The organism is Paenibacillus sp. FSL W7-1088, from assembly GCF_037969855.1.
GTDB lineage: Bacteria > Bacillota > Bacilli > Paenibacillales > Paenibacillaceae > Paenibacillus.
On the sequence record NZ_CP150216.1, the window covers coordinates 5,641,443 to 5,665,758 of the forward strand.

The following is a 24,316-nucleotide window of genomic DNA, read 5'->3' on the forward strand; positions in this document are numbered from 1 at the left end:
GAAGATTTCGTAACCTCCACTACATCGTCCTCATCTGTACAAGAATTTTTAAGATCTCCAAAATATTTAGATATTAATAAAATCCTGCGCGGCCTTTACCTGGCTGGGTTAGCCAGTTATGCTTATGACTCTTGTCCAGCTCTCCTCGCATCGACTGAATGATCTGCACAATGTCCGTCCGGCCGTTCTGGTGCCATTCCAGCGCTGCGCTGACATACATCTCTCCAAGCTGGGCAAGAGAAAAGGTATCCGTCAATCGTGCAGCTTCCAGCGTACCTTCTTCCCCTGCAAAGACCGCAAAGCCACGTTGATTCAAATATTGCAGGCGCAGCCCTTCGTCCGGTAGTGGTATTTCATATGCCCGATCGAACCGTCCGGCACGGTTCATGAGCCCCGGGTCTATTTTCTCCGGGTAATTCGTGGTACCAATCAGAAAGATACCCTCTTTGGACGTTGCCCCATCCAGTGTATTCAGGAAAAAGGAACGAACTTCATCCGGCATGGAATCGATATCTTCAATAATTAATACCATGGGTGCCAAACGTTTGGCTGCTTCGAAGACTTCACGTACCGATTCACTGTTTGTGTATTCGGTAATTTGCCAGTATGCCGCAGGCCCCGGAATGCTACCTGCAATGGATTTGACGAGAGTCGTCTTGCCGTTTCCAGGATGACCATACAGCAGGATGCCGCGTTTGTACGGAATATCATAGTCTCTATAAAAAGAGCGATCCGCCTCGAAAAACTGGTCCAGCGAACGGAAAATATCCTGTTTAATTTGCGGAGAAAGCACGACCTCATCTCTCCCCACAGCGCGGGTAATGGATTCCACATGACGGTCACTGCCATTGCGGGCATCTGTGTACACCGTGACCTTTTTCATATTTTGCTGCCGTTCCCGTTCCCTTACACTGCCCAGAAATTGCTTCAATTCCTCTTCTCCTGTAGCAAAAACAAAATCCTCATTGTATATCCCATTCTCCCGGAAGAAAGGAATGCGGACGAGAGCTACGCCCCACTGGGGATAGGCAAATACATTGTTGCGAATCGAATCATGCACCCCATAAGTTGGTGCATCTCCATCATCCTCATAATGCAGAGTACGTAGCTCCAGATCTTCGAAAATCCGGGCAACCAATTCCACTTCCGTGCTGTTGCTTTGCAGATCTTCTTTTAGCAAATCCCAGTATTCACTGTTTGGATCATCGCTGGCATAGAGTTCATAACGAACGCCGTATCGATTGCCAAGCGCTTCAATGATGCCGCGAATCAAGCGAGCATATATGGCATAACCTTCGTTTCGGATTTGACTGTCTTGTTGCTCTTCATAGGAATAAATAACTGTATTATGATTCAATTGTTCTTTCTCTATCGTCATTACTTAGCTCCCTTCACAGCGGCAAGTGGTTTACATTTGGCTACAACTTGAGCCAGACCTGCGCCGGTAACACTATCTATAATTTCATCGACATTTTTATACGCTTGCGGTGATTCATCAATAATGGATTCAAGTGAACGCTGATTCACCACAATCTCATCTTCAGTTCCCACGCCCAGCGCCGAGGCAAAATCCTCCACGGTAACCAGGCGCTTCGTTGCTGTACGCGAACGTATGCGACCTGCCCCATGACAAATCGAATAATAGTTATTCTTCCCCTCGGGTTGACCTACCATGATATACGAAGCAGTCCCCATTGAACCGGGTATAAGCGCGGGATGACCTGTTGCCAGATATGGCTTCGGATTATCCGGATGACCGGCAGGTAATGCACGTGTAGCTCCTTTGCGGTGTACAAAAACGGAACCTTGATCCGAGTGCGATTCCTCCCATGCATAGTTGTGCATCAGATCATAGAGGGTACGGAACTCGCATTTTGGACCAAATACATCCCGAAAAGCTTCGCGAATAGCATAAGCAATCAGATGGCGATTCACAACGGCATAATTCAGCGCAGAATACATCATATTGACATAATGACGCCCTTCCGCATGTTCAAGCGGAGCAAAAACCAGTCTTGGATCGGATGTTCCCAAACCATTCCGCTGCATCACTTTCGCAATCGCCGACGAACTGGTTTGGCTTACATACCCGCCCCAGGCACGGGAGCCGGAATGAATCATAACAACAATTTGTCCATCGTACAGACCCCAGGCTTCCGCAATCTCCCGATTTTCCTCGGCAATCTCAATCGCTTGAATCTCGGCAAAATGATTGCCTCCACCCAAAGTTCCCAACTGGCGATGAGCCCGATGCCAGGTCATATCCGGTACCAGATTCAACACGTCCTCATTAAAGGCAAATTTGCTGCTCTCCACATGAGTAATCGATGTTGATTTTTTCGGTGTATAGCTGTCCGGGATATATTTTTTGGGTAAGCCATGCAGACCCTTGCGCACAATATGTTCCAAACGAATGTCCGAGTAATGACCGCGCTGATTTGCCTCCATCGGCAGCACTTTCTCAATGGCCTTCACGAGTTTACGGCGCAGCTTTACATCTTTGAGATCGTCCTTATGCAAATTGGTCATATGCACCCGCATGCCACAACCGATATCACTGCCTACAATGGATGGAGATACATAACCACTCTTGGCATCCCATACCGCCGTTGTGCCGATGCAGGTACCTACACCGACATGTACGTCAGGCGTATAGCTCATATAGGAAATACCCGGGATTTGAAGATTGTTGTTCGCCATCTCGAAAACCTTATAGTCCAATGACGAGAATAGTTGTTGTGCCGCATATACCGTTAAGTCCCCGGCTGGCAATTTGACTTCATGTCGGTAGCCACCTGTGAGTTCATTTTGACTTGTAATTAAATGAGGTTGTGTATTCATAAATGTTTATTATTCCTTCCTGTACGTTCCGTTAATTCGGTTCATTTCAAAAATTGAACCTAATGTTATTCCGAATTCATATCCATATCCATATTCAGTACAACAAAAAAAGAAGCCACGGACAGTTCGCCCGTGACTTCTTTATGACAATAACAGATAACAAAAGCAGCATGAACATGCCGCATCTGTTCTCCATTGCAATATACGCCGAGAGTAGCATATCGATTAATAACGTTCCCAGGATAAACGATATGCATCTTCCCCTATGTCGCCCGTATGAGGCCAAAGAGACGATGAACTGGATATACAATTGTGTCTGTGCTTCGTAGTGTCTTCGTGAATTTCAAATCATAACCAACCATCATCTCTCTCGGCCTCCTTTCATCAATAATATGTTTATATTAAGCGGACTCGTTTCAATGTGTCAACCCTTTTCTTGGAAAATCCCCTATTTTGCATATGCATTAGCTTTAACTTTGTGCGAATAATTCACATAAAAAAAAGCAGGGTCTGTAAGGAACAGACCTTGCTTACTCAAGCATATCATGAGATTAGATATCGATTATTGCTGGTACATGTTTTGACAGATTCGACTTTGACTCTTATCATTTCCCAGCTTGTTTTTCCAGTTCTTCCACAGGATTTTCATCTTCTTTTTCAGGAACTTTGGAAGAAAGGAACCAGCCGCATACGGCAATCGTAATCAGGACAATGTAGAATCCAAATTTCCAAATTTTATTTTCCGGGAAATGTTCATCCAAAACCCCTAGTGAAGGGTGAGCAAGTGTTATAACAGCCAACTTAACCCCTACCCAACCAACGATAACGAAGGCTGCAACTTCAAGCCCTGGACGCGAATGAAGCAGCTTAACGAAGAAGGAAGCCGCAAATCTCATGATGACAAGACCAATAAATCCGCCGAGGAAGATAACGATAAACTGTCCACCGTCAAGTCCACCGATCGGAGGCAGACCACTTGGCGGCAAGGCAACAGCCAGCGCCACAGCTGCGAGAATGGAATCGACCGCGAACGCAATATCCGCCACTTCTACCTTGAATACAGTCATCCAGAAACCAGATTGTTTTTTTGGTTTTTTGGGAGTGGAGTCTGCCGCTTCATCTGTTTTGTTTCGGCTACCCATAACCTTCTTGATAATGTGGTTAATCGAGATGTACAAGAGGTACAGGGCACCAATCGCTTGAACCTGCCACACGTCCACCAGGAATGAGATCAGGAACAATGAACCCAATCGGAAAATGAACGCTCCCATTAAACCATAAAACAACGCCTTTTTGCGTTTATCATCAGGTAAATGCTTAACCATAATGGCAAGAACCAATGCATTATCCGCTGCAAGTAATCCCTCCAGGACTACTAATACGACGAGAACCCACCCATACTCCAATAATAATGACAAATCCAAAATTGACTCCTCCTTAGTATCCTTATGATGTACAAAAAAAAGGACCTTTACCATTGCTGGTAAGGTCCTTTTTATTCACAAAAAGAGACCTTTACCCAGTATGAAAACTTGGTAAAGGTCTCGCTAACAACAAAATTGCTGCCAATAAAGCCGGGGATATGATCCCGAACTGACGACTTTACTGTGAAAGCTACTCCCCTTTAACATCAGGAATATTTAGTTTTAAGTTGAAACAGGTTCAATAATCTGTTCTCATCATATTCATAACGATAAGCAAAGTCAAGCTTTATTTGACTGACTGCGGTCCAGCTTGCGAAACACCAGCAAATCATAGATGAAATTGCCCAGCGGGATAAACGAGACAAAAAATAAAGCAATTGGACGACGCAAACGCCATTTTTGCGTGGTATAAAGACTCACCATAAATAATAAATACATCAGAAATAAAAAGCCATAGATGTTGCCAAACCACGTGACTGCCTGAGGCATAATCCCCGATTCCCGCAATGGAAAAGCAACAAATAACAACAGCACATAAGAAAGCCCCTGCAACCACAATAGCAGTCGAAAGCGGCTGAGTGTTGAATGTAACATTTTTTTCCTCCTGCTTCTAAATACGCGCAACGAATTCATTGCATCCTGTTCAGTATATCACAAAAACGAAATTTCCCCTCACGCACAGTTCCACAGGAGCCAAATCCATCCAATGCACATAGGATATATGACCAAGATAGATTGTTGTGAATATGGACAAGGAGGAGCCTGTTGATGAAAATAGCCCTGATCGCACCGGAAAAATTGCCAGTCCCAGGTAACGGATCAGTCGAAATCTGCATCCTCGGCATTGCTCGCGAACTTGCTCTCCGTCACCAGGTGACGATCATAAGCCGTCAGATGCCCGGTCTTGCCATCACAGAGCAAATAGATGGCATTACGATCCGTCGTGTGCCAGCAGCCAGTCCCAGCGAGTACACAAGGGCAGTAATCCGTTTTCTAAAAATTCAACCCTTCGATCTGATCCAGGTAGACAACAGACCACATAGTATGGCAGCAATTAAACGTGCCTTCCCTTCGTTGCCTGTGGTGCTCTATCTTCACTCATTAACCTTTGCACAACCAGGGCCCGCAAGATTAGCGCTGTTAAAAAAAGCGAACTGGATTGCCGTCAACAGTCAATCCCTCAGACAAAGGCTCGGTCGTCGATTCCCATCCTTGAAACGACGGATGGGTGTTGTGCCACTTGGTGTGGACCTAAGCCGTTTTTTGCCTGCAACTAAAGGAGAACAGCAGCTTCTTCGGAAGCAGTTCGGTATTTCAGGGCCATTCTCCATTCTGTATGTAGGCCGACTGATCCCCGGCAAAGGTGTGGATGTGCTAATTCGTGCCGTATCTCTTATTCAGCAGCAGGTATCGGTGCAACTGATCATTGCAGGTAAAGGACCTCCTGTTTACGTCCGCAAGCTGCGACAGCTTGCCCGAAAATTAAAGGTTGATGCTGCCTTCCGAGGTCAAATCCCCCATGAACGCATTGACCTTTTGTACAGGGCTGTAGACTGCCTGGTATGCCCTTCCCAACAGCATGAGGCCTTCGGGCTGGTTAATGTTGAAGCTATGGCTTCAGGACTACCCGTCATTGCTTCAGACAATGGAGGCATTCGTGAAATCATTGTATCGGGGAGTAGCGGCTACCTTGTGAGACAGTATCAGAACCCCCGAAGTTTCGCTGCTTGCCTGTATAAACTGGCAGACAATCCTTCTCTCGCTCGTTCGCTTGGAGAAGCTGGTCGTGCCAGTGCAGTTGAAAAGTTCAGTTGGGCCCGAACAGCCATGCATCTTGAAGCAGCCTATACAAGACTCATCCGTGGATAAATCTTATCCCAACCTAGCTTTCGTCAGGCTTTTTCACGTGACTGCCAGTCTGCAATAAAGCGATCCATATACGGAACAGGAACATACATCATTTCAATTAACTCCACAATAATCATATCCTTCATGGCAAATCTCACCTTAGCACAGGTCTGTTGGCGGAAAGCATCATAAATTCCCGAGCCTGTCCAGCAGCCGTGAGGAGCGAGCAGCGGATTATTAACAATATATCCAACCGTCCCAATGGGGGGAACCACTACCTTAATGGCTCGGGGGTCCACCCGATTGTCAGGGTCTTTGACCAGAAACAGGATATCACCTACGTTTAAAGCTTCTACACCATGATAATGTTCCATTCCATACATGGCTGCAAATAATTTGGTACTCATCGAAAAAGCTCCTTTTACATTTTTTTAAATTTAGATGGGTTGAATTATTGATCTTCCTCATAATGCTTCATCCACTCTATGAGTTGTTTACGAATTTCTTTACGATATTCGCGGGGTTCAAGGACCTCCGCTTCGGGGCCAAATTGATATAACCATTTCAGGAATTCACGACTACTGTTCAGCGTTACTTCAAATAACAATCCGCCATCAGGCAAATCCGTCATTCGTGGGCGAACAAACATCTCTTCTTCTTTTATGTAGGGGGCCACTTTCTCAGTGAATCTTACTTTGAAATGGATAAGTTGATCCCCACGATCAATGGACCATGTGTTTTTCATGAATTGCGTTATGTTGAAATCACCCATAACAAAACGGGTATTGGTCTGTATAACGTCCAGAAAGCGACTGATCCGAAACAAACGGACTTTCTTCAGCAAGTGGCAATAACCAATCAAGTAGAAACGCTGATCGCGCGGAATGAGGTAATAGGGGTCAATGTCCCGAACCGTTATTTCATTTTTCGTAAGCGTGTGATATTGAGTTCTAATCGTTTGTTGATCCAGAATGGCTTCAATCACTGGAATAAGCAAATTGGGATACTTCCCTTCTTCCCGGTATGCAGGTGTGCCCATACGAATAATACCTGCGATATTTTCTACAATGTCACTGTTTCTCGATTTCATTTTGGTATGGGCTGTCATTACCTTGTCAAAGGCTGAATCGAATTCAGCCGGGAGCTGCGAAGTATCCACCACGGATGGAAGCATGGAGAACACCATCGCTTCCTGTTCGGTAAAATCCAGAGGATACATGGCAAATTCACCAATGAATCGATACCCTTTGCCATAACCTTCATTCATGATAGGGGCAACCCTGTCCAAAATTCGGAGATCGCGATAAATCGTGCGCACAGTTGTACCGCATTTCAACGCCAATTCTTTGGCGGAAATTCCGGGATTCGCTTGTATAGCCTGAAGTATACGCAGAAGACGAATTAATTTCTCTGTCATGTAGTTTCTCCCCTTCGATATTTTATCGGCAAGGAAAACTAGTTCCTTTAGTCCGGTACTAAATCTTTAGTCCCAAACTTTTTTTCGCAATTTCACCTTATGTATATAGTTCAATCGCACTTATTCAGCTTATTAAATATACATTCTCTTACTTGCTTGCGTAAAATATTAACCTCAAGTCCTTATACCTACGCCTGATAGCCTATTAGGAATTCAAAAAAAAATAAAAAAGTCTTGCCTCTTTGACCAGAGACAAGACTTTTTCGCTTGTTTATTTGTGCAATTGCAATAATTTAGTCAGCACATTGACCATATGGTCGCACAGATCAGGGATATCTCCCATCTGATCTTCATTCACAGTGCGGTCAAAATGTACTTCAGCGGTGGCAGCGTAAGTTGCTGGCTGATCTTCAAATATATAATGAATATGCTGCAACTTTCGTTGTTCTGGCCAGCTCTGTTGTAATATGGTGCTAATCGCCGGACATTGAGTCTCAGGCTCCTTAATAACCATCCTGAAACGCAATCGCAAACGGCAACCTGATGGACTACCTGGCGTCTCCAGAATCTCAGCCGCGAGATCCTCAAGCGATGTACTCAGTACCACTTCACCTGTTACTTCAGGGCAAGCTCTCAGACAGAATTGCAGCACGAACTCTCTGGACATACGTGCCATCTCAAGCTGATCCTTCCGATCTGTTATGGAAATAAGTTCATCCAAATTATCGAGATCATACAGGTGATTTTCGAAGCCTACTTTCAAATTGTCATAAATCGTCGGATCAAACATGTTGCGAAACCTGCTTTCTTGTGCAAATTATGCCGATTACTTCGCTTTTCCATGGCAAATCATGCTGCCATTTCTGCCGAGTAGAATTGTTGCTGCTCCGAATCATAGTATACTGTAATGCTGTTTCACGCAAACAGATGCCCGCCATCATACCGAATAACGAGACTATACGGCAATCTACACCAGTCTGGACGGCATTCGATACAACGCCTCTTCCGAAACTCCACTTGGGTCCTTCCCAACATCAAAAAGCCCGGTCATTACGACCGGGCTTGGTTGAGGTACAGAATAATACATATTCTGCCTGCTTATTCTTCTTTAGCTGATTCTTCTGGTGCTGCCGGTGCTGCTTCATCAGCAGAAGCCGTAGGCTCTTCCTCAGCCGCTTGTGGCGGCATCACGGAAGCGATGATGGAATCACCTGACGTCACCAGAGTCAGACCTTTATCAAGCTTAACATCTGCAGCTGTCAAACGATCGCCAATTTCCAGTCCGCTGACATCCACCTCAATAGAGGTTGGCAGATCAGCCGGAAGTCCTTCGACCTCCAGTTGAGTTTCCTGTGTCTGGAACACACCGCCTGCCTTGGAGCCGGCTGCGGTACCTTGGAAGTCGATGGAAACACTAACGCTGATCGGCTTGTTCTTCGAAATTTGCAGGAAGTCCACGTGCAGCAGACGCCCGTTGCGCTCCTGCTGATCCTTGATCAGCACTGGAACCGTTTTGCCACCCTCAAGATTGAGGTTGAACATTTCGGAGCGACCTGTACGTGCTACTTTCAGCATTTCTTTTTCATCTACATGTATCGCGGCACCTTCTAATCCCGGACCATAAACGACAGCCGGAACACGTCCGCCTTGTCTTAACAGGCGCAATGCTGCACCTTTCTTTTCAGTTCTTGGTGTTGCCGTAAGTTGAGCCATTTTTCCGTTGGATTTCATGATTGAACATCCTCCTTCAAGGGATCCTTACTTCATATTTGTTAGGAAGCCATAAAGCTTCTCTCTTAGACCAGAATGGCCTTTTCAAGCGTGGCCGAATCTGGGGCCATATCTATATTTACCCCAATGAAAGACCATCTCAAACACTGACATGTACCTTTTTTTTATTTTTCGGGTGAAAATGGTTCTTTCTGATGAACAAAAAAGCAGCCGGAATCCCTTCCGACCGCTTGTTAAGCCTACATATTTTATGAAGTTATAACCTGGCCAGCTATGCGCTGTTACGATCATCCTCGTCATCACTTTCACGGATAACCTGCATCTGATCCGTCCCACTGTGAACGATAATGTGCACATCTCCGTCTTCAGGACCGATATCAACATAACGATCTCCGCAGGTATCTTTCGCTTCCCATTCATTCAGCCGAATGATGAAACCCAGATGATGCAGTCCTGCAGCCACCCGAAAACGGGCTTCAGCTGCATTGCCCACTCGCTCAAAGGGGACAGCTCCATCCTCCATGCCTGTGCCCCATACCCAGACATCCCATCCCTCATAATGCTGATCTTCCCGTTCATATCGGAGAGTCACAGTTCGCGAAATAGGTTTGTGGATTTTGATATTCAGCGATGCCTGAATCCCTCCAGCCTCCGCGATAATCTGGGTGGACCCTGGCGCCAGAGCACGTACGATTCCTGCTGTACTGACCGCTGCATGCTCCAGATGAGACGAACTCCACCGTATATTCATACCTTGCATAGGCTGGCCGAATTGATCCAGAACCAAGGCGCGGAATCGACTGACACGTGTCGTGTACATCACGGTTTCTCCGATAATTTCAATACGCTCCGGATGGAGGTGATCAACCTGCAGCGTACACTCTGCGGTAATTATGCCACATTGGACACTGATCTTTGCTTCTCCGGTCTGCCCCGTATGAATTGTTCCATCGGATTGAATGGCAATAATATGTGGGTTCGAAGAGCTCCAGGTCACAGGTGCGTTCTCCACCACATTACCAAAACGGTCTCTGACCGATGCTCGCAAACTGGCAATCTCTCCGGCACTGTACACAAGACGCGGCGAATGAATCTCAATCACAGCCGGTTCAGCACCGCCAGCATACTCTGTGTCGTACAGTACCATCAATGACCATCGTTCTACCACTGCGGTTCCGCTCACCGTCTCAATGACATCTGTACCTGCCTGGTGATCATTCACAACAATATGCCAGTCACCCTCCGGCAGACCCACTTGCTGCTGCTGACTCGTTCCGTTGTAGATCACCACGATCTGATTCCAGGTATCCTGATTTGCTCCGTGATCCAGTGTAAATGCAACCACATTGCCTTCTGCACGCATCATGCGAAGATGATTCCGTACCTGCTCGGCGTTAATCATGCGAAAGGCCGGATGTGTGCGGCGCATATGAATCAGGCCGCGATAATAATCAAACACAGGTCTGAATCGAGCTTTGTTAGCCCAAGTGATCGTATTCACGGCGTCCCCGCTGCGATAACTATTGTGATCTCCTGCTTTGGATCTCAGCATCTCATCCCCTGCATGGAGAAATGGAATTCCCTGTGAGGTAAGCAAAATTCCTGTTGAGAGCAAGGAACGACGAACCATCTCATGATCAAGTACATCATCCGCATCGACATACCGATAAGGGTCCGCCGCTTTAACCGCTGACTCCGCACTGCCTCCTTCCACAGGCTGTCCGTCCCTCCATACCGCGTAACCGAGATCATGCCTGAGGTACATCGTTGTTGCGATTTTGTCCCACAGGTTGAGATTATCATGTGCCGTCACATAATTGACGGATTCCACAGGTGAAGATGTGAAATCATCCAGCGCTCCGGCTACACCCATGGCAATTTCGTACTCCCTACCGTCTGCTCCGGTAACAAAACCTTTCCCGATGCCATCACTATCCCCTTTGATGGCACTGCGGAAATGATCGTTGAATACGGCAAATCCCTGACCACGTTGTGTCCCTTTTAACGTTTTCCGCTCCAGAGGTGATTCTCCACCTGTCCACGGCTCCCCGTAGATCAGAAAAGCCGGATCAATCTGTTCTCTTAGCTCGCGAGTCACTTCGTTCATCGTGTCCGTATCAATCAGACCCATGAGGTCGAAGCGAAATCCGTCCACATGATATTCCTCTGCCCAGTACAGGAGAGAGTCCAAAATATATTTCCGCACCATCGGGCGTTCTGTAGCCAGTTCATTGCCCACACCCGAGCCATTGCTTAATGTGCCGTCTTCACGGTAACGATAATAGTAACCCGGTACAATCCGTTCAAAAGGTCCATCATCCACGCTATACGTATGGTTATACACCACATCAAGCACGACACGAATGCCTTGTCGGTGCAAGGAATGAACGAGAGCCTTGAACTCCCGGATTCGAACCGCAGGATCACGTGGATTGGTGGCATAGGAACCTTCCGGCACGTTATAGTGCTGCGGATCATATCCCCAGTTGTATGGCAGTTTGGCATTTGAGCCAACGTCCGTTGTCACTGCCAATTCATCCACCGTCTGATAATCCGCTACAGGCAGAAGGTGCACATGCGTGATGCCAAGTTCGACAAGATGATCTACTCCGATAGAATTGCCACCTCTGTCCGTCAACCCGGAAGCTGTAAATGCCAAATATTTGCCCTTATACGGAATATCGGCATGGGGGTCAGAGGAGAAGTCGCGCACATGTAATTCGTATAGAACTGCATCTGCCGGACGCAAAAATACGGGCTTCACATCCTCTTCCCAATCCACTGGATTGGTTGTATCCAGGTCAATAATGGCTGTTCGCTGTCCATTCACCGATACAGCACGAGCGTAAGGATCGGGTGCCACCGCAATATGCTGATCATCATGCGTAATGTGATACATATAATAATGTCCGGCCCAATCCCCTTCAAGCTGTATACTCCATATTCCATCCGGGTCACGGGTCATCGACCGTTTCTGTCCGTCATCATGTTCGGTTACTCTACCATTTGCATCGTAATGTCCCTCATTATCAAAAATGAGTAGGGAAACCTGCTGTGCTGTAGGTGCCCACAGCTTGAATGTGCTTGCTGTATGCGTATATGTTAAGCCAAGATCGTTGCCTTCATAACGAAAAGATGTCCATTCCGGCATCGTTCCCACCGCCTTTATATCCATTGATTTCGTGTTGTCCCGATGTTACGGAGCGAGACGTCATTTGTCAACCCGGGGTTGTCTGTACTCAACATATCGGTTGAGCAGAGGCTTTCAATTAGCATATTGAATGTGATGCAAATCTACACAGCAATCGCTTTCAAGATACAGCATATGTAAACAAGCGCCATAGATTGACAGCATTTGTACCTGTCCTGATGAAAAAAAGATGGAGAAAAGCAAAACACCCTCACTCCAGAATGGAGAAGGGTGCAACATTACTGTTTTTAAACAACTAATTTGGGTTAGGTCGGCAAGGTACCTTGATGCCTGTTGAGGTTTAGCAAGTGGTGTGAACGTCATTCACCTGAATACATCACCGTCATGGATATAGCGGGAACGCTGACCTGACCGTCTTTGGCTGTACGCAGCGTCTCGGTGCCAGCCTGCCCCTGCTCTACAACCACATTCCATGTACCTGAAGGAACGGAGGTTGTACGGGGTTCTTTGGAAGCATTGTAGATAATGATCATCCGTCCCCATGAATCTCCCACAGCCGTTCCTGACAGTTCATAGGCCAACAGCCCTTTTCCTTTTTCAAGCAATCGAACATACTTCTCAATCTCTTCCCGGGTGCGAAGACGAAAAGCAGGATGCTCGCGCCGAAGACGGATCAGGCCACGATAATAATCATAAACCGGCTTAAACTGCTGCTTTTGCTCCCACCGAATGGCATTAACCGAATCTCCACTCTCATGACTGTTGGCATCACCATATTTACTTCGCAGAAATTCATCCCCAGCCGCAAGCAAGGGAACCCCCTGGGAAGTCAACACGATACCATTAGCAAGCAGACAGCGCCGGACCGTTTCGTTCTCCAGTATGCGATTCGGGTCAACGAGCAAATAGGGCTTCGCCTGCTGTACAGCCTCTTCCACGTTGGCGCTGCCTTTCACACGACCATCCTCGCTATAGGTGATAAATCCCAGTGTATCGTGCAATCCTTGTGTCTGGGCGACTTTGTCCCACAGGTTGAGATTATCATGTACAGTTACATAATTAATCGTTTCAGATGGGCCAGCGGTAAAATCGGTAATGGCTCCCAGTACACCTGTCCAAATATCGTCTTCTTTTTCCTCCGCTCCTGTAGCAAATCCGGTTCCCGTTCCATCACTATCGCCTTTAATCGTTCCACGGAGGTTATCGTTAAATACAGCAAATCCGGCTTCACGTTGTGCTCCCTTAAGGGTCATTTGATCCCCAAGTGGTGATTCCAGCGCTCCCCAGGGTTCACCGTATAAGAGGATGGACGGAGAAACTTTGTCATGCAGTTCTGCTGCGAGTTCTTTCATCGTTGCCGTGTCAATCAGCCCCATCAGGTCAAATCGAAACCCGTCCATATGGTATTCCTCTGCCCAGTACCGTACGGAGTCGATAATGAACTTGCGCACCATCGGGCGCTCCGTAGCCACTTCATTGCCTGTACCTGAGCCATTGCTGTACGTGCCATCCGGATTCTGACGGTAGTAATATCCTGGAACAAGCTTTTCAAATGAACTGGCTGCCGTGTCAAACGTATGATTGTACACCACATCCATAATGACTCCGATTCCCTTCTTATGAAGAGCGAGTACCATAGATTTGAACTCACGAATTCTTGTCTCCGGCTCATCTGCACGGGATGCATAGGAACCTTCTGGAACGTTGTAGTGGAGCGGATCATAACCCCAGTTATAACGTGAGCAATCGGAGGTCCCGTCATCTGTCTTCGATTCGTCCACTGTCGCAAAATCAAAAACCGGTAGCAGATGTACATGAGTGATTCCCAGCTCAGTCAAATGATCGATTCCCAGTGTATTCCCGTTTGAATCACGCAGACCTGTCTCGGTAAAAGCCAGATACTTTCCTTTGTGCCTCATGCCGGATGACTCATGGATCGAGAAATCGCGCACATGCAGCTCATATAAGACCGCATCTACGGGGCTCGTCAGTTCTGGACGAATATCCTCATTCCAGCCATTCGGGTGGGTCTGTTCCAGCCTGACGATGACTCCCATTTCTCCATTCATGGTCACAGCATGTGCATAGGGATCAACCGCAATCTCCTGTCGTCCGTCCTCAAAGGTGGCTCTGTACATATAACGATAACCGTTCCACTCGCCTTCGAGCTTCAGGGACCAGATGCCCTGGTCCTGTTGGTTCATAGGTATTTCTTTCTGTACATCCTGATTCTTCTGTTCATTGGGACTTCCCCCTGTTGAAGGCGGGTATAACAGCACATCCACCTGCGTTGCAGCAGGCGCCCACACTTTGAAACTACAGGCTTGTGGTTCCATCGTGACACCCAGATCTCTTCCTTGGTATGTATCCACTACATTCAATACGTCCAGCTTGTGATGGTCATCAATCATGCTGTATATTCCCCTCTCGATGAGCAATAAAATGGATGTGAACAAATGCTCCTTACCTTTTATACCCCTTCTGTCACCTAACCATAATCTCGGGAATGAAAAAGACCATAAAAAACAAGCCATGCTTCACGTCATTTCACGTAAAACATAGCTTGTTCTTCAAATTACTTTCCGTTTAGCTGGGCATAAGACGCTTCAAATTCGGAAATGAGCTGGTCGCCACCGGATTTTCTCCAGTTCGCCACTTCCTGCTCCCATCCAGCATCATCGATTTTGCCCATAATATATTTGGTCTGTGCATCCCAGATCATCTGGTCCAGCTCCTGGCCACGCTCAGTATAAATGGCAGAAGACAAGGTCAGCGCCGGATTTGGAATGGCATACTGCTCATTCTCACGTGCCATCTTCGTGCCCTTCATACCGATTGGTACATCGACAAGCTCAGGCACATTATAACCTTCAACGCTTAGAAGATTGTCACGATAAGGCTTCACTTCACGCTGGTATCCATCGAAGTCCTTGAACTCGGTTTTGCCATCCGCAGTCTTCGTATAGTGCACATCTTCCAGACCACGCAGCTGAAGCGTACTCAGTGGTTCGTCCATCAGTTGATCCAGGAACGTCAGCACCTGTTTTAACTGTTCTTCGTCCGGTACGGAAGCTTTAGGAATAACAAGCATGCCGTAGTTTCCCGGTTCCCCGGCAATTCGAATGCCATCCGGTCCTTGGAACGGGGCCACATCAATCTCGCCATCAGGCACATTTGGTGTCAGCCGCTGCTGGAACGACTTTCCGTTCTGAGCAACACCGTTCAGCTTCATGGCTACGAGACCAGAGTCGATTTTTTTGTCCGCATCGGAAGGGTCCAGCGCTGGGAAGTCACTGTTGATCAATCCCTCACTGAACAGACGCTTGAACAGCTTCATCGTATCCACATATTCTGTGGTCAGGAATTCAGGGGTAAGTTTACCCGCATCGTTCACACCCCACTTGTTCACCCCACCAATACTTACGGCGATTCGTGTCAGCGGAGAGGATACGCCTTCATTGTACTTTTTGAACAGTACCGTTCCATACGTATCTTCCTTACCGTTACCATCAGGATCATCCTTGCGAATGGAGCGCATCACTTCGTACCAGTCATCCAGCGTTTTTGGTACATCCAGCTTCAGCTTGTCGAACCAGTCCTTGCGGTACACGATGGCTGTACGCCCGATATCGCGAAAGTTGGGTACCCCGTAGACCTTTCCTTCGATCTTGATGTTGTCAAAATAAGCCTCGGATTGAGCAGACAGGTTTTTATAATCCTTCAGGTAGGGTCCAATTTCCCAGAACAGCCCTGTTTTGGCTGCGTTGAATGTTGTGGGTACATAATTCACGCGCATAATGGTCGGCATCTCGCCCGAAGCAACCATGACATTCACTTTATCATCAAAAGCAGACTGCGGAATCCACTGTACACTGACATCCGTATTCGTATATTCCTCAATCTTTTGTTCAATTCCGTTCTCCTTGGCTGGCACATCACCAACCTGCATCAAAGAAATCGAAATAGGAAGCTTGCCCTCCCCTGCCGCAGGTGCTTTCTCTCCCCCACAGCCTGCAAGCAGTCCGGCGGACATTGCACCAACCACGACCAATCCGCCTAAACGAGACATCCGACCTTTTGGACTCATGAACCATCTCTCCTTTGGATAAAGGTTATGTACATAAGCACTCCGATGACAGAACAACCTTCTGATCGCTGTTATCCCCAGATTTTTTTGATTCCCTTCTTCAGAAGGGAAAATCCGGTGATAAGCGTATGCTTCCGATGCAGCTTTCTTTCAGAAAGCTTTTAGGCGAACGCTTCGCTTCCTCAGGTTATTTCTGTCCTCTCCGTTCTCATGTACATGTTAGTTGGGCTTGTAAAGTTCCATCTCCACTCCTGCCAAAATAAATGGAGCTACCGATTTCGGATCATTGATCCGAATGGATTCCGTCACATAATACTCGTATGACCCGTCACGATACGGGGTACCGCCCAACCCTGCCCCGCCGTTACACTGCGTCAGGGACAATACACCTTCACGGTCCGTTTGCAGCAGATGCAGCAGCAAACCCTGATAACCCTTTTCTGCGATCGCTTTGAACTTGCCACTCAGATACCCCTTACGTACGCCCTTCGCCAGTGCATATACAAACATTGAGGTTCCCGAAGCCTCCAAATAATTACGCTCACGCCCTGGCTGATCGAGCAAATGAGGCCATAACCCGGACTGTTGGTCCTGTACATGTACAAGCGCATTCGCTACACGTTCGAAAATCCCTACGATCTGACCCCGCTGCTCATGATCTACAGGCAGATGATCCAGTGTATCCACTACTGCCATCACATACCAGCCCATCGCCCGGCTCCATACATGCGGAGAACACCCGGTTTCTCCCGAGCTCCAGCGCTGTTCCTTGCTCTCATCCCAGGCATGGTACAGCAGACCGCTGCGTGAATCACGTGTACGTTTCTCCACCAGCAGCAGCTGTAATGCCGCCTTGTCAAACCACTTCTCCTCGCCAGTAACCGCACCATACTGCGTTAGAAACGGCGTGGCCATATACAGCCCATCCAGCCACATCTGGAACGGATAGATTTTCTTGTGCCAGAATCCGCCTTCACTCGTCCGGGGCTGTCCCTTAAGCTGTACCATGAGCAAATCCGCGGCTTTACGGTATTTCTCTTCACCCGTTTTGTCCAGCAACAGGAACAGCGATTTCCCCTGGTTAATCTGGTCCAGGTTATATTCCTCGACCGCATACAAGCGAATCGAGCCATCTTCCTGAATGAAGTTATCCATCAGTTCACGGATGTAGTCGAAATATTTCTGTTCTCCAGTATGGATGTACAGCTCTTCCAGCGCTTTCAGCAGACAACCATTTTCATAATGCCAGGTCGGATACAACTCATGATTGCGATAACTTTCCATGAACTGTTCGGCCATCCGTACCGGTGTGAATTGCAGTGTTTCTTTCATGATGTTCCTCCGCTTCCGGCTTTTTATTCAGCCTGTTTTTTGTAGTCTTCGGCATATTCCTCACGAATTTTGGTACCGCCCGCATTGCCCCAATTCTCGATCTCCTGTTTCCAGCCATTTTCATCGATCTTGCCCATAATATATTTGGTCTGCGCATCTGCAATCATCTGATCCAGATCTGCCCCACGATCGCCATAAGTAGGCGAATACAAAGTTAATGCAGGGTTTGGCACAGCATGTTCCGCCAATTCTTTGGCAAGTTCCGTCCCCTTCTCACCCAGTTCGGTATCTTTCAATTTCGGCACATTGTATCCTTCCACGTAAGGCAAGTTATCACGATATGGCTTCACTTCCCGCTGGAATGCATCGAAGTCGCTCATCTCTACCTGGTCTTCGCCAGCCTTCTTGTAATGTTTGTCTTCAATACCACGCATTAGCAGCGTCGCCATCTCCGGGTCCATCAATTTATCCAGGAAAGACAACAGGTTTTTCAACTCGTCTTCCGATTTTACCGTCGCTTTCGGAAAGGCCAGAATACCGGAGTTACCCGTCTGCCCCGCTACACGGTCACCACTCACGCCAAGCAAACCGGCAATGTCTACTACGCCATCCGGGTCATTCTTGGACAAACGCTCTTGCTGGCTCTTTCCGTTCTGGGCGACACCGATACGCATGCCGACAACCCCTGTATCATATTTCTTCTCCGCTTCTGTGGAGTCAAATACAGCAAAGTCCTGATTCAGCAGTTTCTCGCTATACAAACGTTTCAGTAAATCCAGCACCTGCATATATTCCGGTGTCATGAATTCCGGCGTAAAACTGCCGTCATCTTCTACCTTCCACTTGTTTGGTGCACCAAAACTTACACCAAGGCGTGTAGTGAAGGAATATTGATCCTCGTTATACTTTTTGAAAAGCATTAGTCCAAACGTATTATCCTGACCGTCTCCATCCGGATCGGAGGTCGCCAGCGTTTTGATCGTTTCATACCATTCATCCGGTGTCGTTGGTACTTTGAGATTCAGCTTATCAAACCAGTCTTTACGGTAAATCACCGTTGCACGAGCAATATCAGAGAATACGGGTACCCCGTAGATTTTGCCTTCCACCTTGATATTGTCAAAGAAACGCTCGTTCTGTGCAGACAGATTTTTATAATCCTTCAGCAAAGGTCCAACTTCCCAGAATACATCGTTACGCATCGCACTGGTTACGGTCGGGTTATACTGCACTTTCACAATTTTGGGCATATCGCTGGATGCAATCATGACATTAATTTTGTCATTGTAAGCCGAAGCCGGAATCCACTGAATGTCCAGCTTGGTGTTCGTATACGCCTCGATCTTTTGCTGGACCTCATTGCCTTTGCTCGGTACGTCGCCCACCTGTGCTATTGCAATGGACACATTCTGCACGCCGCCCTCGGCAGCCTGACCTTCATCCGATCCGCATCCTGCCAGCAGGCCTGTTACCAATGCCAGTGTGCTCAAGACAGCTACGGCTTTCTTTTTTGTTGCTTTCATTAAACGAAAACCTCCCCTTTTTATACAGTCGATAACCCGTTCTGATGTTCAACCTGGTGCAATTTCAACCTTTTACCGATCCCAGCATCACTCCTTTGGCAAAGTGCTTTTGCAGGAACGGATACACCAGCATGATTGGAATCGTGGAGAACACAATAACGGCCATGCGAATAGTGAGCGGCTGAATCTCAGTCTCTTCGATACTGGTGTCCCCGATGCGGCTCTGAGCCAGGATGACAATTTCCCGCAACCATACCTGTACGGGCCACTTTTCACTATCGTTGATATAAATGACAGCGTTGAAGAAGCTGTTCCAATGAGCCACCGCGTAAAAGAGAGAGAATGTAGCCATTGCTGGCATCGACAAAGGCAGAACAATACGGAACAATACGCCCACATCGTTACATCCATCGATTTTGGCAGCATCCTCCAGTTCGTCCGGAATGGCTTGGAAGAAGTTCTTAAGTACGATCAGGTTGAACGCACTAATGGCGGTAGGCAGCATCAAAGACCATAATGTATCCGTCAGGTGCAATGATTTTACGACAAAGTAGGTTGGGATCATCCCGCCGCTGAACAACATGGTGAACAGTACACCCAGCAAGATCGGCTGACGTCCACGCAAGTATCTTCTGGAGAGCGGATACGCCATCAGCGACGTGAACAACAGGTTAAGCAGTGTTCCTATTACGGTGATATAAATGGATACACCCAGACTGCGAATCAATGTGTCTGTAGAGAAGATGTAACGGTAAGCAGCGAGGGAGAATTCTTTTGGGAAAAGAATGAATCCTCCCTTGGCCACTTCATGAGGACTAGTAAACGAGACGGCCAAAATATAAATGAACGGGATAACGGTCACGATTCCGATCAATAACAGCAAGCCATGATTGAGGATATCAAAGATCCGATTGCCCCACGTTTTATCCTGTTGCATCTTAATGTTCACTCCTGTCTGGTGAAGAACGTCTGCTGTCAAGTGTTAGTAGACGCCTTCCTCCCCGAATTTTTTGGCCATCGTGTTGGCACCCAATACAAGCGCCAGTCCGACCACCGACTTGAACAAACCGACAGCAGCACTATAACTGTACTGTGCTTGTGTGAGACCTTTGGTGTAGACGTAGGTATCGAATACCTCACCCACATCCCGGTTCGTCGGCGTGAGCATCAGGAAGATCTGTTCAAAGCCTGTATCCAGGAAGTTACCTAGACGCAGAATGAGCAAAATAATGATTGTACTGCGTATGGCAGGCAGCGTAATATGCCATGTCTGACGCCAGCGATTGGCACCATCCATCCGTGCAGCTTCATAGAGCTGTGTATCTACACCGGAGAGTGCCGCCAGGAAAATAATCGTGCCCCAGCCTACCTCTTTCCAGATGGATTGTCCAACAATCATGGTTCGAAACCAGCCGGGCTCAAGCAGAAAAGCTACTTTTTGTCCCGTCAGGTTATAAAGTAATTCGTTAATAGCTCCACCCTCGGTTGTGAAGAGCATGTAGAACACACCAACCACAACAACCCAGGAAACAAAGTGCGGAACATATACCAGCGTCTGAACAAAGCGTTTGAACCTTTCACGGCGAACTTCATTCATCATGAGTGCCAATACAATTGGCAGCGGGAAGAAGAACACCATATTATAAATCGCTAACAAAAACGTATTCCGGAATAAAGTCCAGAACTGCGGTTCCCCGAAGAAACGCTGGAAGTGCTTGAACCCTACCCAGTCGCTGCCCAGAATGCCCTTGTAAGGCGTGTAATCCTGAAAAGCCATCGTAATGCCGTACATGGGTATGTATTTGAAAATAACAAAGTAAAGCACGCCCGGTATCAACATAATATAGAGCCACCGGTTTTTGATGATGTCCCTCCACAGCAGGTTTTTGTCACTGCGGGTAGCGGGTCGTGTCCGAGCCGCCGTTTCGGCTTTCATAGTGTCTTCCTCCCCACATTGGAAACGATTACAAAATATCACTTCCTGAATTCATGTCTTCATTGTGGAGGATAAACGGGTAACTGGCTATCGTCTCGTTTTAGCTTCTTGTTTTCCCTTATGCAGCAAGGGTTTAAGGCATTTGTAATTCTGGGCTGCTCCCCTGAATGAACCACTTTTAACCTCCGATATTCCTGTCTTAACTCTGCTGCAAACGCAGAATAAAGGCTGACCCTGAAACAAAGAAAAACCTGCCTGCCATGGCAGGCAGAGCAGGTTTCTTTTATCGCTGCTGCTCCCGGTATTTTCCGGGGGTGGTTCCCGTAATTTTACGAAATGTACGGATAAAAGCGGTAGGGTTGGTGTAATTGAGTTTCTCGGCAATTTCCGATATTTTCAGATTGGTCGTCTGCAGCCAGGTTTTGGCTTTTTCCATCCGGTATTCGGCAAGGTATTCCGTAAAGTTCACACCAGCCTCCTTCTTGAACACACGGCTCAAATAAACCGGATGAAAATTCAGTTCTTCTGCGCAAGCTTCCAGCGACAATTCGCGATCATATCGCTCTTCGATCAGCCGAATCATGCGCCGGGCAATATTCAAATATTGAGACTCTTCCTGTTCGCGCCAGAATCGAATGACGGGTTGAAATAAACATTTGCGGAACCAGTTCGTCATTTCATCCAATGTGGACAACTTCAGCAGTCGAGCCATAGAGGCCTTTTCGCCCAACACTTCCGCAACATTCCCACCCTGCTCCTGAACAAGCTGATACACACGGGACAACAGCTGAACCATGATAACGGGGTATTCGCTGAAGTGCAGCTTCTTGTCTGCGAGCAGACCGAGGTATTGCTTAAAGTACACATCGGTTTTCTCCTCGTCCCCTTGCTTGAGTGCAGAAGCCAACTGGTCTTCAATCATCCTGAGCTGTGTATATAACGCTGCCTCCGTCTGACCGCGCGGCTGAATATCCTCATAATGCAAAATAATACGGCTGCCCAGACTTACCCTGCCTTGCAGCGCCTCACGACTCTCCTGGTAAGCCCTTGGTGAATCACCTATTGCAGAATAGGAGCGACTAATACCGATACTTACAGGCAGATTCAGATAGGTCACGACCCGCTCACGAATCAATTCCGCTTGAGTGTGCATCCACTCTTTTAGTTGTACTTCATCATCCAACACGGATGCCAATACCGTAACCTGGGCGTCATCAATCATGACAGGTGCGAAACGAATCTCAGAGGGCAGCAGCTCACCGACCATATTGTTTAACGCGAACAGCAGCAGATCCCGGTCCTGCTCTTCATATCTTGTCCCTTCAAGAGTATCAATCTGAAGTGTAAGTACCCCAAGTCTAGACCATGAGGTTGGAAAATCGTATAACTGACCCTGATATCTGAAGTCATCTTCCGATATTTTGCCTGTAAGCAGTTTGGTCATAAAAAATTCCTGCAAATGAACATGTTGGCCCTTCATCTGCTCACGCATCGTTTTCTCCGAGCTGAACAAGGTCGATAATCGCTCTTCAATGTATATAAATTCATCCTGGCGGCGTCCCGACGGAGCCATAGGAGAATCCAGTCCTTTCGTAAACTGCAGAAGTCTGGAAATGGGAGAGTACATCTTGCGACTGCCATAAAAGGCTACTAGTCCCGTTAAACATAACATGACCAGCGTAGCCACACCTGTAACCAATGCAATTTTCTGCGACTGGGCGGTTATCTGACTCAGCGATACAACAGATACATACAACCAGCCATTAAGTGGGGACTGCCTGTAGCTAACCGCCACCTGGCTTCCTTCCACCTCTGCGCTGAAGAAACCCTCCGACTGTCCCGTCGTTTGTACCTTTTCGTGGATTTCCTGATTCAGCGTGTCGTATTTCCCATCTTGTTCTGTATCGTTGAGAAAATATTTCTGCTCCCGATCAAGGACGTACATATCCCCTGAATTCGGATTTCGGCTTAGAAATGTACTTAGCTCTGTATCGGCTATGTCTATAACCAGAAATCCCTTGGGTTTCACATTCGTTGGTATCATCGGAATCTTGAATACCATGCTGACCACGTTGTCGGATGAAATAAGGGTAGGCGAGTGTTCTGGTGTCGCTTCACCAACTTCCGCCGATCCCGACACACTTTCTTTGGTTGAACTCACATTTTGCGTTACCCAGAACAGGCTGTTTGTATATTTCAAATAAGAGCCTATCCGGTCCCGAATACTGAAATCATCCAATTTTCCAAAGGATCGCATCGAAACAACCCAGTCTTCATCCAGATTCACAAGGTAGGCCTGATCGATATTTGTAACCGATTGCAGATTATTAAATCCGGAAGTCAGATCACGAATTTCCTGAAATTCGCTGCTGTCCAGCGGTTTTTTCATCGCTTGTAATACCAAGGGAGAATTCACATATTGGATGGACGATAATTGCAGGCTGCGCAATACTTGTTCTACCCGCATTTGGGTCTGATGCAGAATCTGCAAATTACTCTCCCGCACCTTCTGCTCAATGTCACGTGAAGCAATCGAATAGGAGACTGAACCAATAACAATGACCGGAAGGGCTCCGAGAATCATCGTAAAACAGAGCAAACGCAGCAGGTATTTAGGCAAATAGAGCATCCTCCTTTGTGCATTTTGCGTGATTTGAACGAGAACGATTTCGAAATCACTTCCCGATCGAATGCAAAACGTATGTATAATATCGCTTTCATTGGATTAATTTACTATTGTTATTTTAAAACCCATTGTTATTCAAGTCCACTATTTATTCTTGAAGGTTGACTTCAAGGCAATTTCCAGTTTATATTGAATGCATATTCCTCAATCAAAGGAGAGATTTTGATGTCGGTGAGCGTTCTTAACTAACAAGTTTCATATTCAGGAGTTTGGCCTTCGATTCACTTGTGCCTTGTGGCATACGTGTGTTTCATGATGCGCCATTACCCTGTACTTAGTTAAGAACAGCGGATATCATAAATCGCCTCCGGGATTGTACTTGTCCGGGTCTATTTCCGCG

The 24,316-nt window shown here is 47.1% G+C and carries 17 protein-coding genes; 1 reads left to right on the top strand and 16 read right to left on the bottom strand.

The features are described from left to right. Nucleotides 1-73: 73 nt before the first annotated feature. The 4 genes from MKY42_RS25460 to MKY42_RS25475 all read right to left on the bottom strand — a co-directional run bounded on the left by MKY42_RS25460 (nucleotide 74) and on the right by MKY42_RS25475 (nucleotide 4,859). Nucleotides 74-1,378, bottom strand: a complete 1,305-nt coding sequence (locus MKY42_RS25460) for an AAA family ATPase (RefSeq protein ID WP_339845701.1) — start codon at nucleotides 1,376-1,378, stop codon at nucleotides 74-76. Then, nucleotides 1,378-2,841, bottom strand: coding sequence for an RtcB family protein (locus tag MKY42_RS25465; RefSeq protein ID WP_339845704.1), 1,464 nt, complete (start codon nucleotides 2,839-2,841; stop codon nucleotides 1,378-1,380). The genes MKY42_RS25460 and MKY42_RS25465 overlap by 1 nt, the downstream gene beginning before the upstream one ends. A 605-nt stretch (nucleotides 2,842-3,446) precedes the next feature. Beyond that, entirely contained in the window at nucleotides 3,447-4,265 is an 819-nt protein-coding gene (locus MKY42_RS25470; protein WP_090903911.1) for a TerC family protein, read from the bottom strand. 279 nt (nucleotides 4,266-4,544) lie between these two features. Next, nucleotides 4,545-4,859: a DUF3817 domain-containing protein gene (locus MKY42_RS25475; RefSeq protein WP_064635903.1), complete on the bottom strand. Its 315-nt coding sequence runs from the start codon at nucleotides 4,857-4,859 to the stop codon at nucleotides 4,545-4,547. 174 nt (nucleotides 4,860-5,033) lie between these two features. Here MKY42_RS25475 and MKY42_RS25480 point away from each other — a divergent pair, with 174 nt between their 5' ends. Beyond that, nucleotides 5,034-6,134 (top strand): glycosyltransferase family 4 protein, encoded by a 1,101-nt coding sequence (locus MKY42_RS25480; protein WP_090903913.1) that lies wholly within the window; start codon nucleotides 5,034-5,036, stop codon nucleotides 6,132-6,134. Nucleotides 6,135-6,157: 23 nt separating this feature from the next. Here the strand turns inward: MKY42_RS25480 and MKY42_RS25485 are convergent, their stop codons facing one another. The 12 genes from MKY42_RS25485 to MKY42_RS25540 form a co-directional block, all read right to left on the bottom strand. Next, nucleotides 6,158-6,520 (bottom strand): HIRAN domain-containing protein, encoded by a 363-nt coding sequence (locus MKY42_RS25485; protein WP_090903914.1) that lies wholly within the window; start codon nucleotides 6,518-6,520, stop codon nucleotides 6,158-6,160. A gap of 44 nt (nucleotides 6,521-6,564) precedes the next feature. After that, nucleotides 6,565-7,530: a transcriptional regulator gene (locus tag MKY42_RS25490; RefSeq protein ID WP_090903915.1), complete on the bottom strand. Its 966-nt coding sequence runs from the start codon at nucleotides 7,528-7,530 to the stop codon at nucleotides 6,565-6,567. Between the two features lie 271 nt (nucleotides 7,531-7,801). Beyond that, a complete protein-coding gene (locus MKY42_RS25495; RefSeq protein ID WP_090903916.1) occupies nucleotides 7,802-8,320 on the bottom strand; it encodes a hypothetical protein in 519 nt (172 codons plus the stop codon). Between the two features lie 308 nt (nucleotides 8,321-8,628). After that, on the bottom strand, nucleotides 8,629-9,261 hold the full coding sequence (locus MKY42_RS25500; protein ID WP_179263306.1) for a 50S ribosomal protein L25: 633 nt from the start codon (nucleotides 9,259-9,261) through the stop codon (nucleotides 8,629-8,631). A gap of 271 nt (nucleotides 9,262-9,532) precedes the next feature. Next, nucleotides 9,533-12,412 carry a type I pullulanase gene (gene pulA / locus MKY42_RS25505; RefSeq protein ID WP_339845714.1) on the bottom strand — a complete coding sequence of 960 codons (2,880 nt, stop codon included), beginning with the start codon at nucleotides 12,410-12,412 and terminating at the stop codon, nucleotides 9,533-9,535. A gap of 359 nt (nucleotides 12,413-12,771) precedes the next feature. Continuing rightward, nucleotides 12,772-14,823 carry a type I pullulanase gene (gene pulA / locus MKY42_RS25510; protein WP_339845717.1) on the bottom strand — a complete coding sequence of 684 codons (2,052 nt, stop codon included), beginning with the start codon at nucleotides 14,821-14,823 and terminating at the stop codon, nucleotides 12,772-12,774. 164 nt (nucleotides 14,824-14,987) lie between these two features. Next, complete coding sequence (locus MKY42_RS25515) at nucleotides 14,988-16,499, bottom strand: extracellular solute-binding protein (protein ID WP_090903920.1); 1,512 nt, start codon at nucleotides 16,497-16,499, stop codon at nucleotides 14,988-14,990. Nucleotides 16,500-16,718: 219 nt separating this feature from the next. Continuing rightward, nucleotides 16,719-17,831, bottom strand: a complete 1,113-nt coding sequence (locus MKY42_RS25520; protein ID WP_339845720.1) for a glycoside hydrolase family 88 protein — start codon at nucleotides 17,829-17,831, stop codon at nucleotides 16,719-16,721. 23 nt (nucleotides 17,832-17,854) lie between these two features. Beyond that, on the bottom strand, nucleotides 17,855-19,354 hold the full coding sequence (locus tag MKY42_RS25525) for an extracellular solute-binding protein (RefSeq protein WP_179263296.1): 1,500 nt from the start codon (nucleotides 19,352-19,354) through the stop codon (nucleotides 17,855-17,857). Between the two features lie 64 nt (nucleotides 19,355-19,418). Then, on the bottom strand, nucleotides 19,419-20,291 hold the full coding sequence (locus MKY42_RS25530; protein ID WP_090903923.1) for a carbohydrate ABC transporter permease: 873 nt from the start codon (nucleotides 20,289-20,291) through the stop codon (nucleotides 19,419-19,421). A gap of 45 nt (nucleotides 20,292-20,336) precedes the next feature. Beyond that, a complete protein-coding gene (locus MKY42_RS25535) occupies nucleotides 20,337-21,290 on the bottom strand; it encodes an ABC transporter permease subunit (protein WP_063566889.1) in 954 nt (317 codons plus the stop codon). A 283-nt stretch (nucleotides 21,291-21,573) separates the two neighbouring features. After that, complete coding sequence (locus MKY42_RS25540; RefSeq protein ID WP_339845724.1) at nucleotides 21,574-23,910, bottom strand: helix-turn-helix domain-containing protein; 2,337 nt, start codon at nucleotides 23,908-23,910, stop codon at nucleotides 21,574-21,576. Nucleotides 23,911-24,316 lie beyond the last annotated feature (406 nt).

Excerpts from the sequence above, each read along its gene's own strand:
- MKY42_RS25465 (WP_339845704.1), bottom strand. The coding sequence starts at position 2,841 with ATGAATACACAACCTCATTTAATTACAAGTCAAAATGAACTCACAGGT.
- MKY42_RS25525 (WP_179263296.1), bottom strand. The coding sequence starts at position 19,354 with ATGAAAGCAACAAAAAAGAAAGCCGTAGCTGTCTTGAGCACACTGGCA.
- MKY42_RS25490 (WP_090903915.1), bottom strand. The coding sequence starts at position 7,530 with ATGACAGAGAAATTAATTCGTCTTCTGCGTATACTTCAGGCTATACAA.
- MKY42_RS25460 (WP_339845701.1), bottom strand. The coding sequence starts at position 1,378 with ATGACGATAGAGAAAGAACAATTGAATCATAATACAGTTATTTATTCC.
- MKY42_RS25475 (WP_064635903.1), bottom strand. The coding sequence starts at position 4,859 with ATGTTACATTCAACACTCAGCCGCTTTCGACTGCTATTGTGGTTGCAG.
- MKY42_RS25485 (WP_090903914.1), bottom strand. The coding sequence starts at position 6,520 with ATGAGTACCAAATTATTTGCAGCCATGTATGGAATGGAACATTATCAT.
- MKY42_RS25520 (WP_339845720.1), bottom strand. The coding sequence starts at position 17,831 with ATGAAAGAAACACTGCAATTCACACCGGTACGGATGGCCGAACAGTTC.
- MKY42_RS25535 (WP_063566889.1), bottom strand. The coding sequence starts at position 21,290 with ATGAAAGCCGAAACGGCGGCTCGGACACGACCCGCTACCCGCAGTGAC.
- MKY42_RS25495 (WP_090903916.1), bottom strand. The coding sequence starts at position 8,320 with ATGTTTGATCCGACGATTTATGACAATTTGAAAGTAGGCTTCGAAAAT.
- MKY42_RS25500 (WP_179263306.1), bottom strand. The coding sequence starts at position 9,261 with ATGAAATCCAACGGAAAAATGGCTCAACTTACGGCAACACCAAGAACT.
- pulA (WP_339845717.1), bottom strand. The coding sequence starts at position 14,823 with ATGATTGATGACCATCACAAGCTGGACGTATTGAATGTAGTGGATACA.
- MKY42_RS25530 (WP_090903923.1), bottom strand. The coding sequence starts at position 20,291 with ATGCAACAGGATAAAACGTGGGGCAATCGGATCTTTGATATCCTCAAT.
- MKY42_RS25515 (WP_090903920.1), bottom strand. The coding sequence starts at position 16,499 with ATGAGTCCAAAAGGTCGGATGTCTCGTTTAGGCGGATTGGTCGTGGTT.
- pulA (WP_339845714.1), bottom strand. The coding sequence starts at position 12,412 with ATGCCGGAATGGACATCTTTTCGTTATGAAGGCAACGATCTTGGCTTA.
- MKY42_RS25480 (WP_090903913.1), top strand. The coding sequence starts at position 5,034 with ATGAAAATAGCCCTGATCGCACCGGAAAAATTGCCAGTCCCAGGTAAC.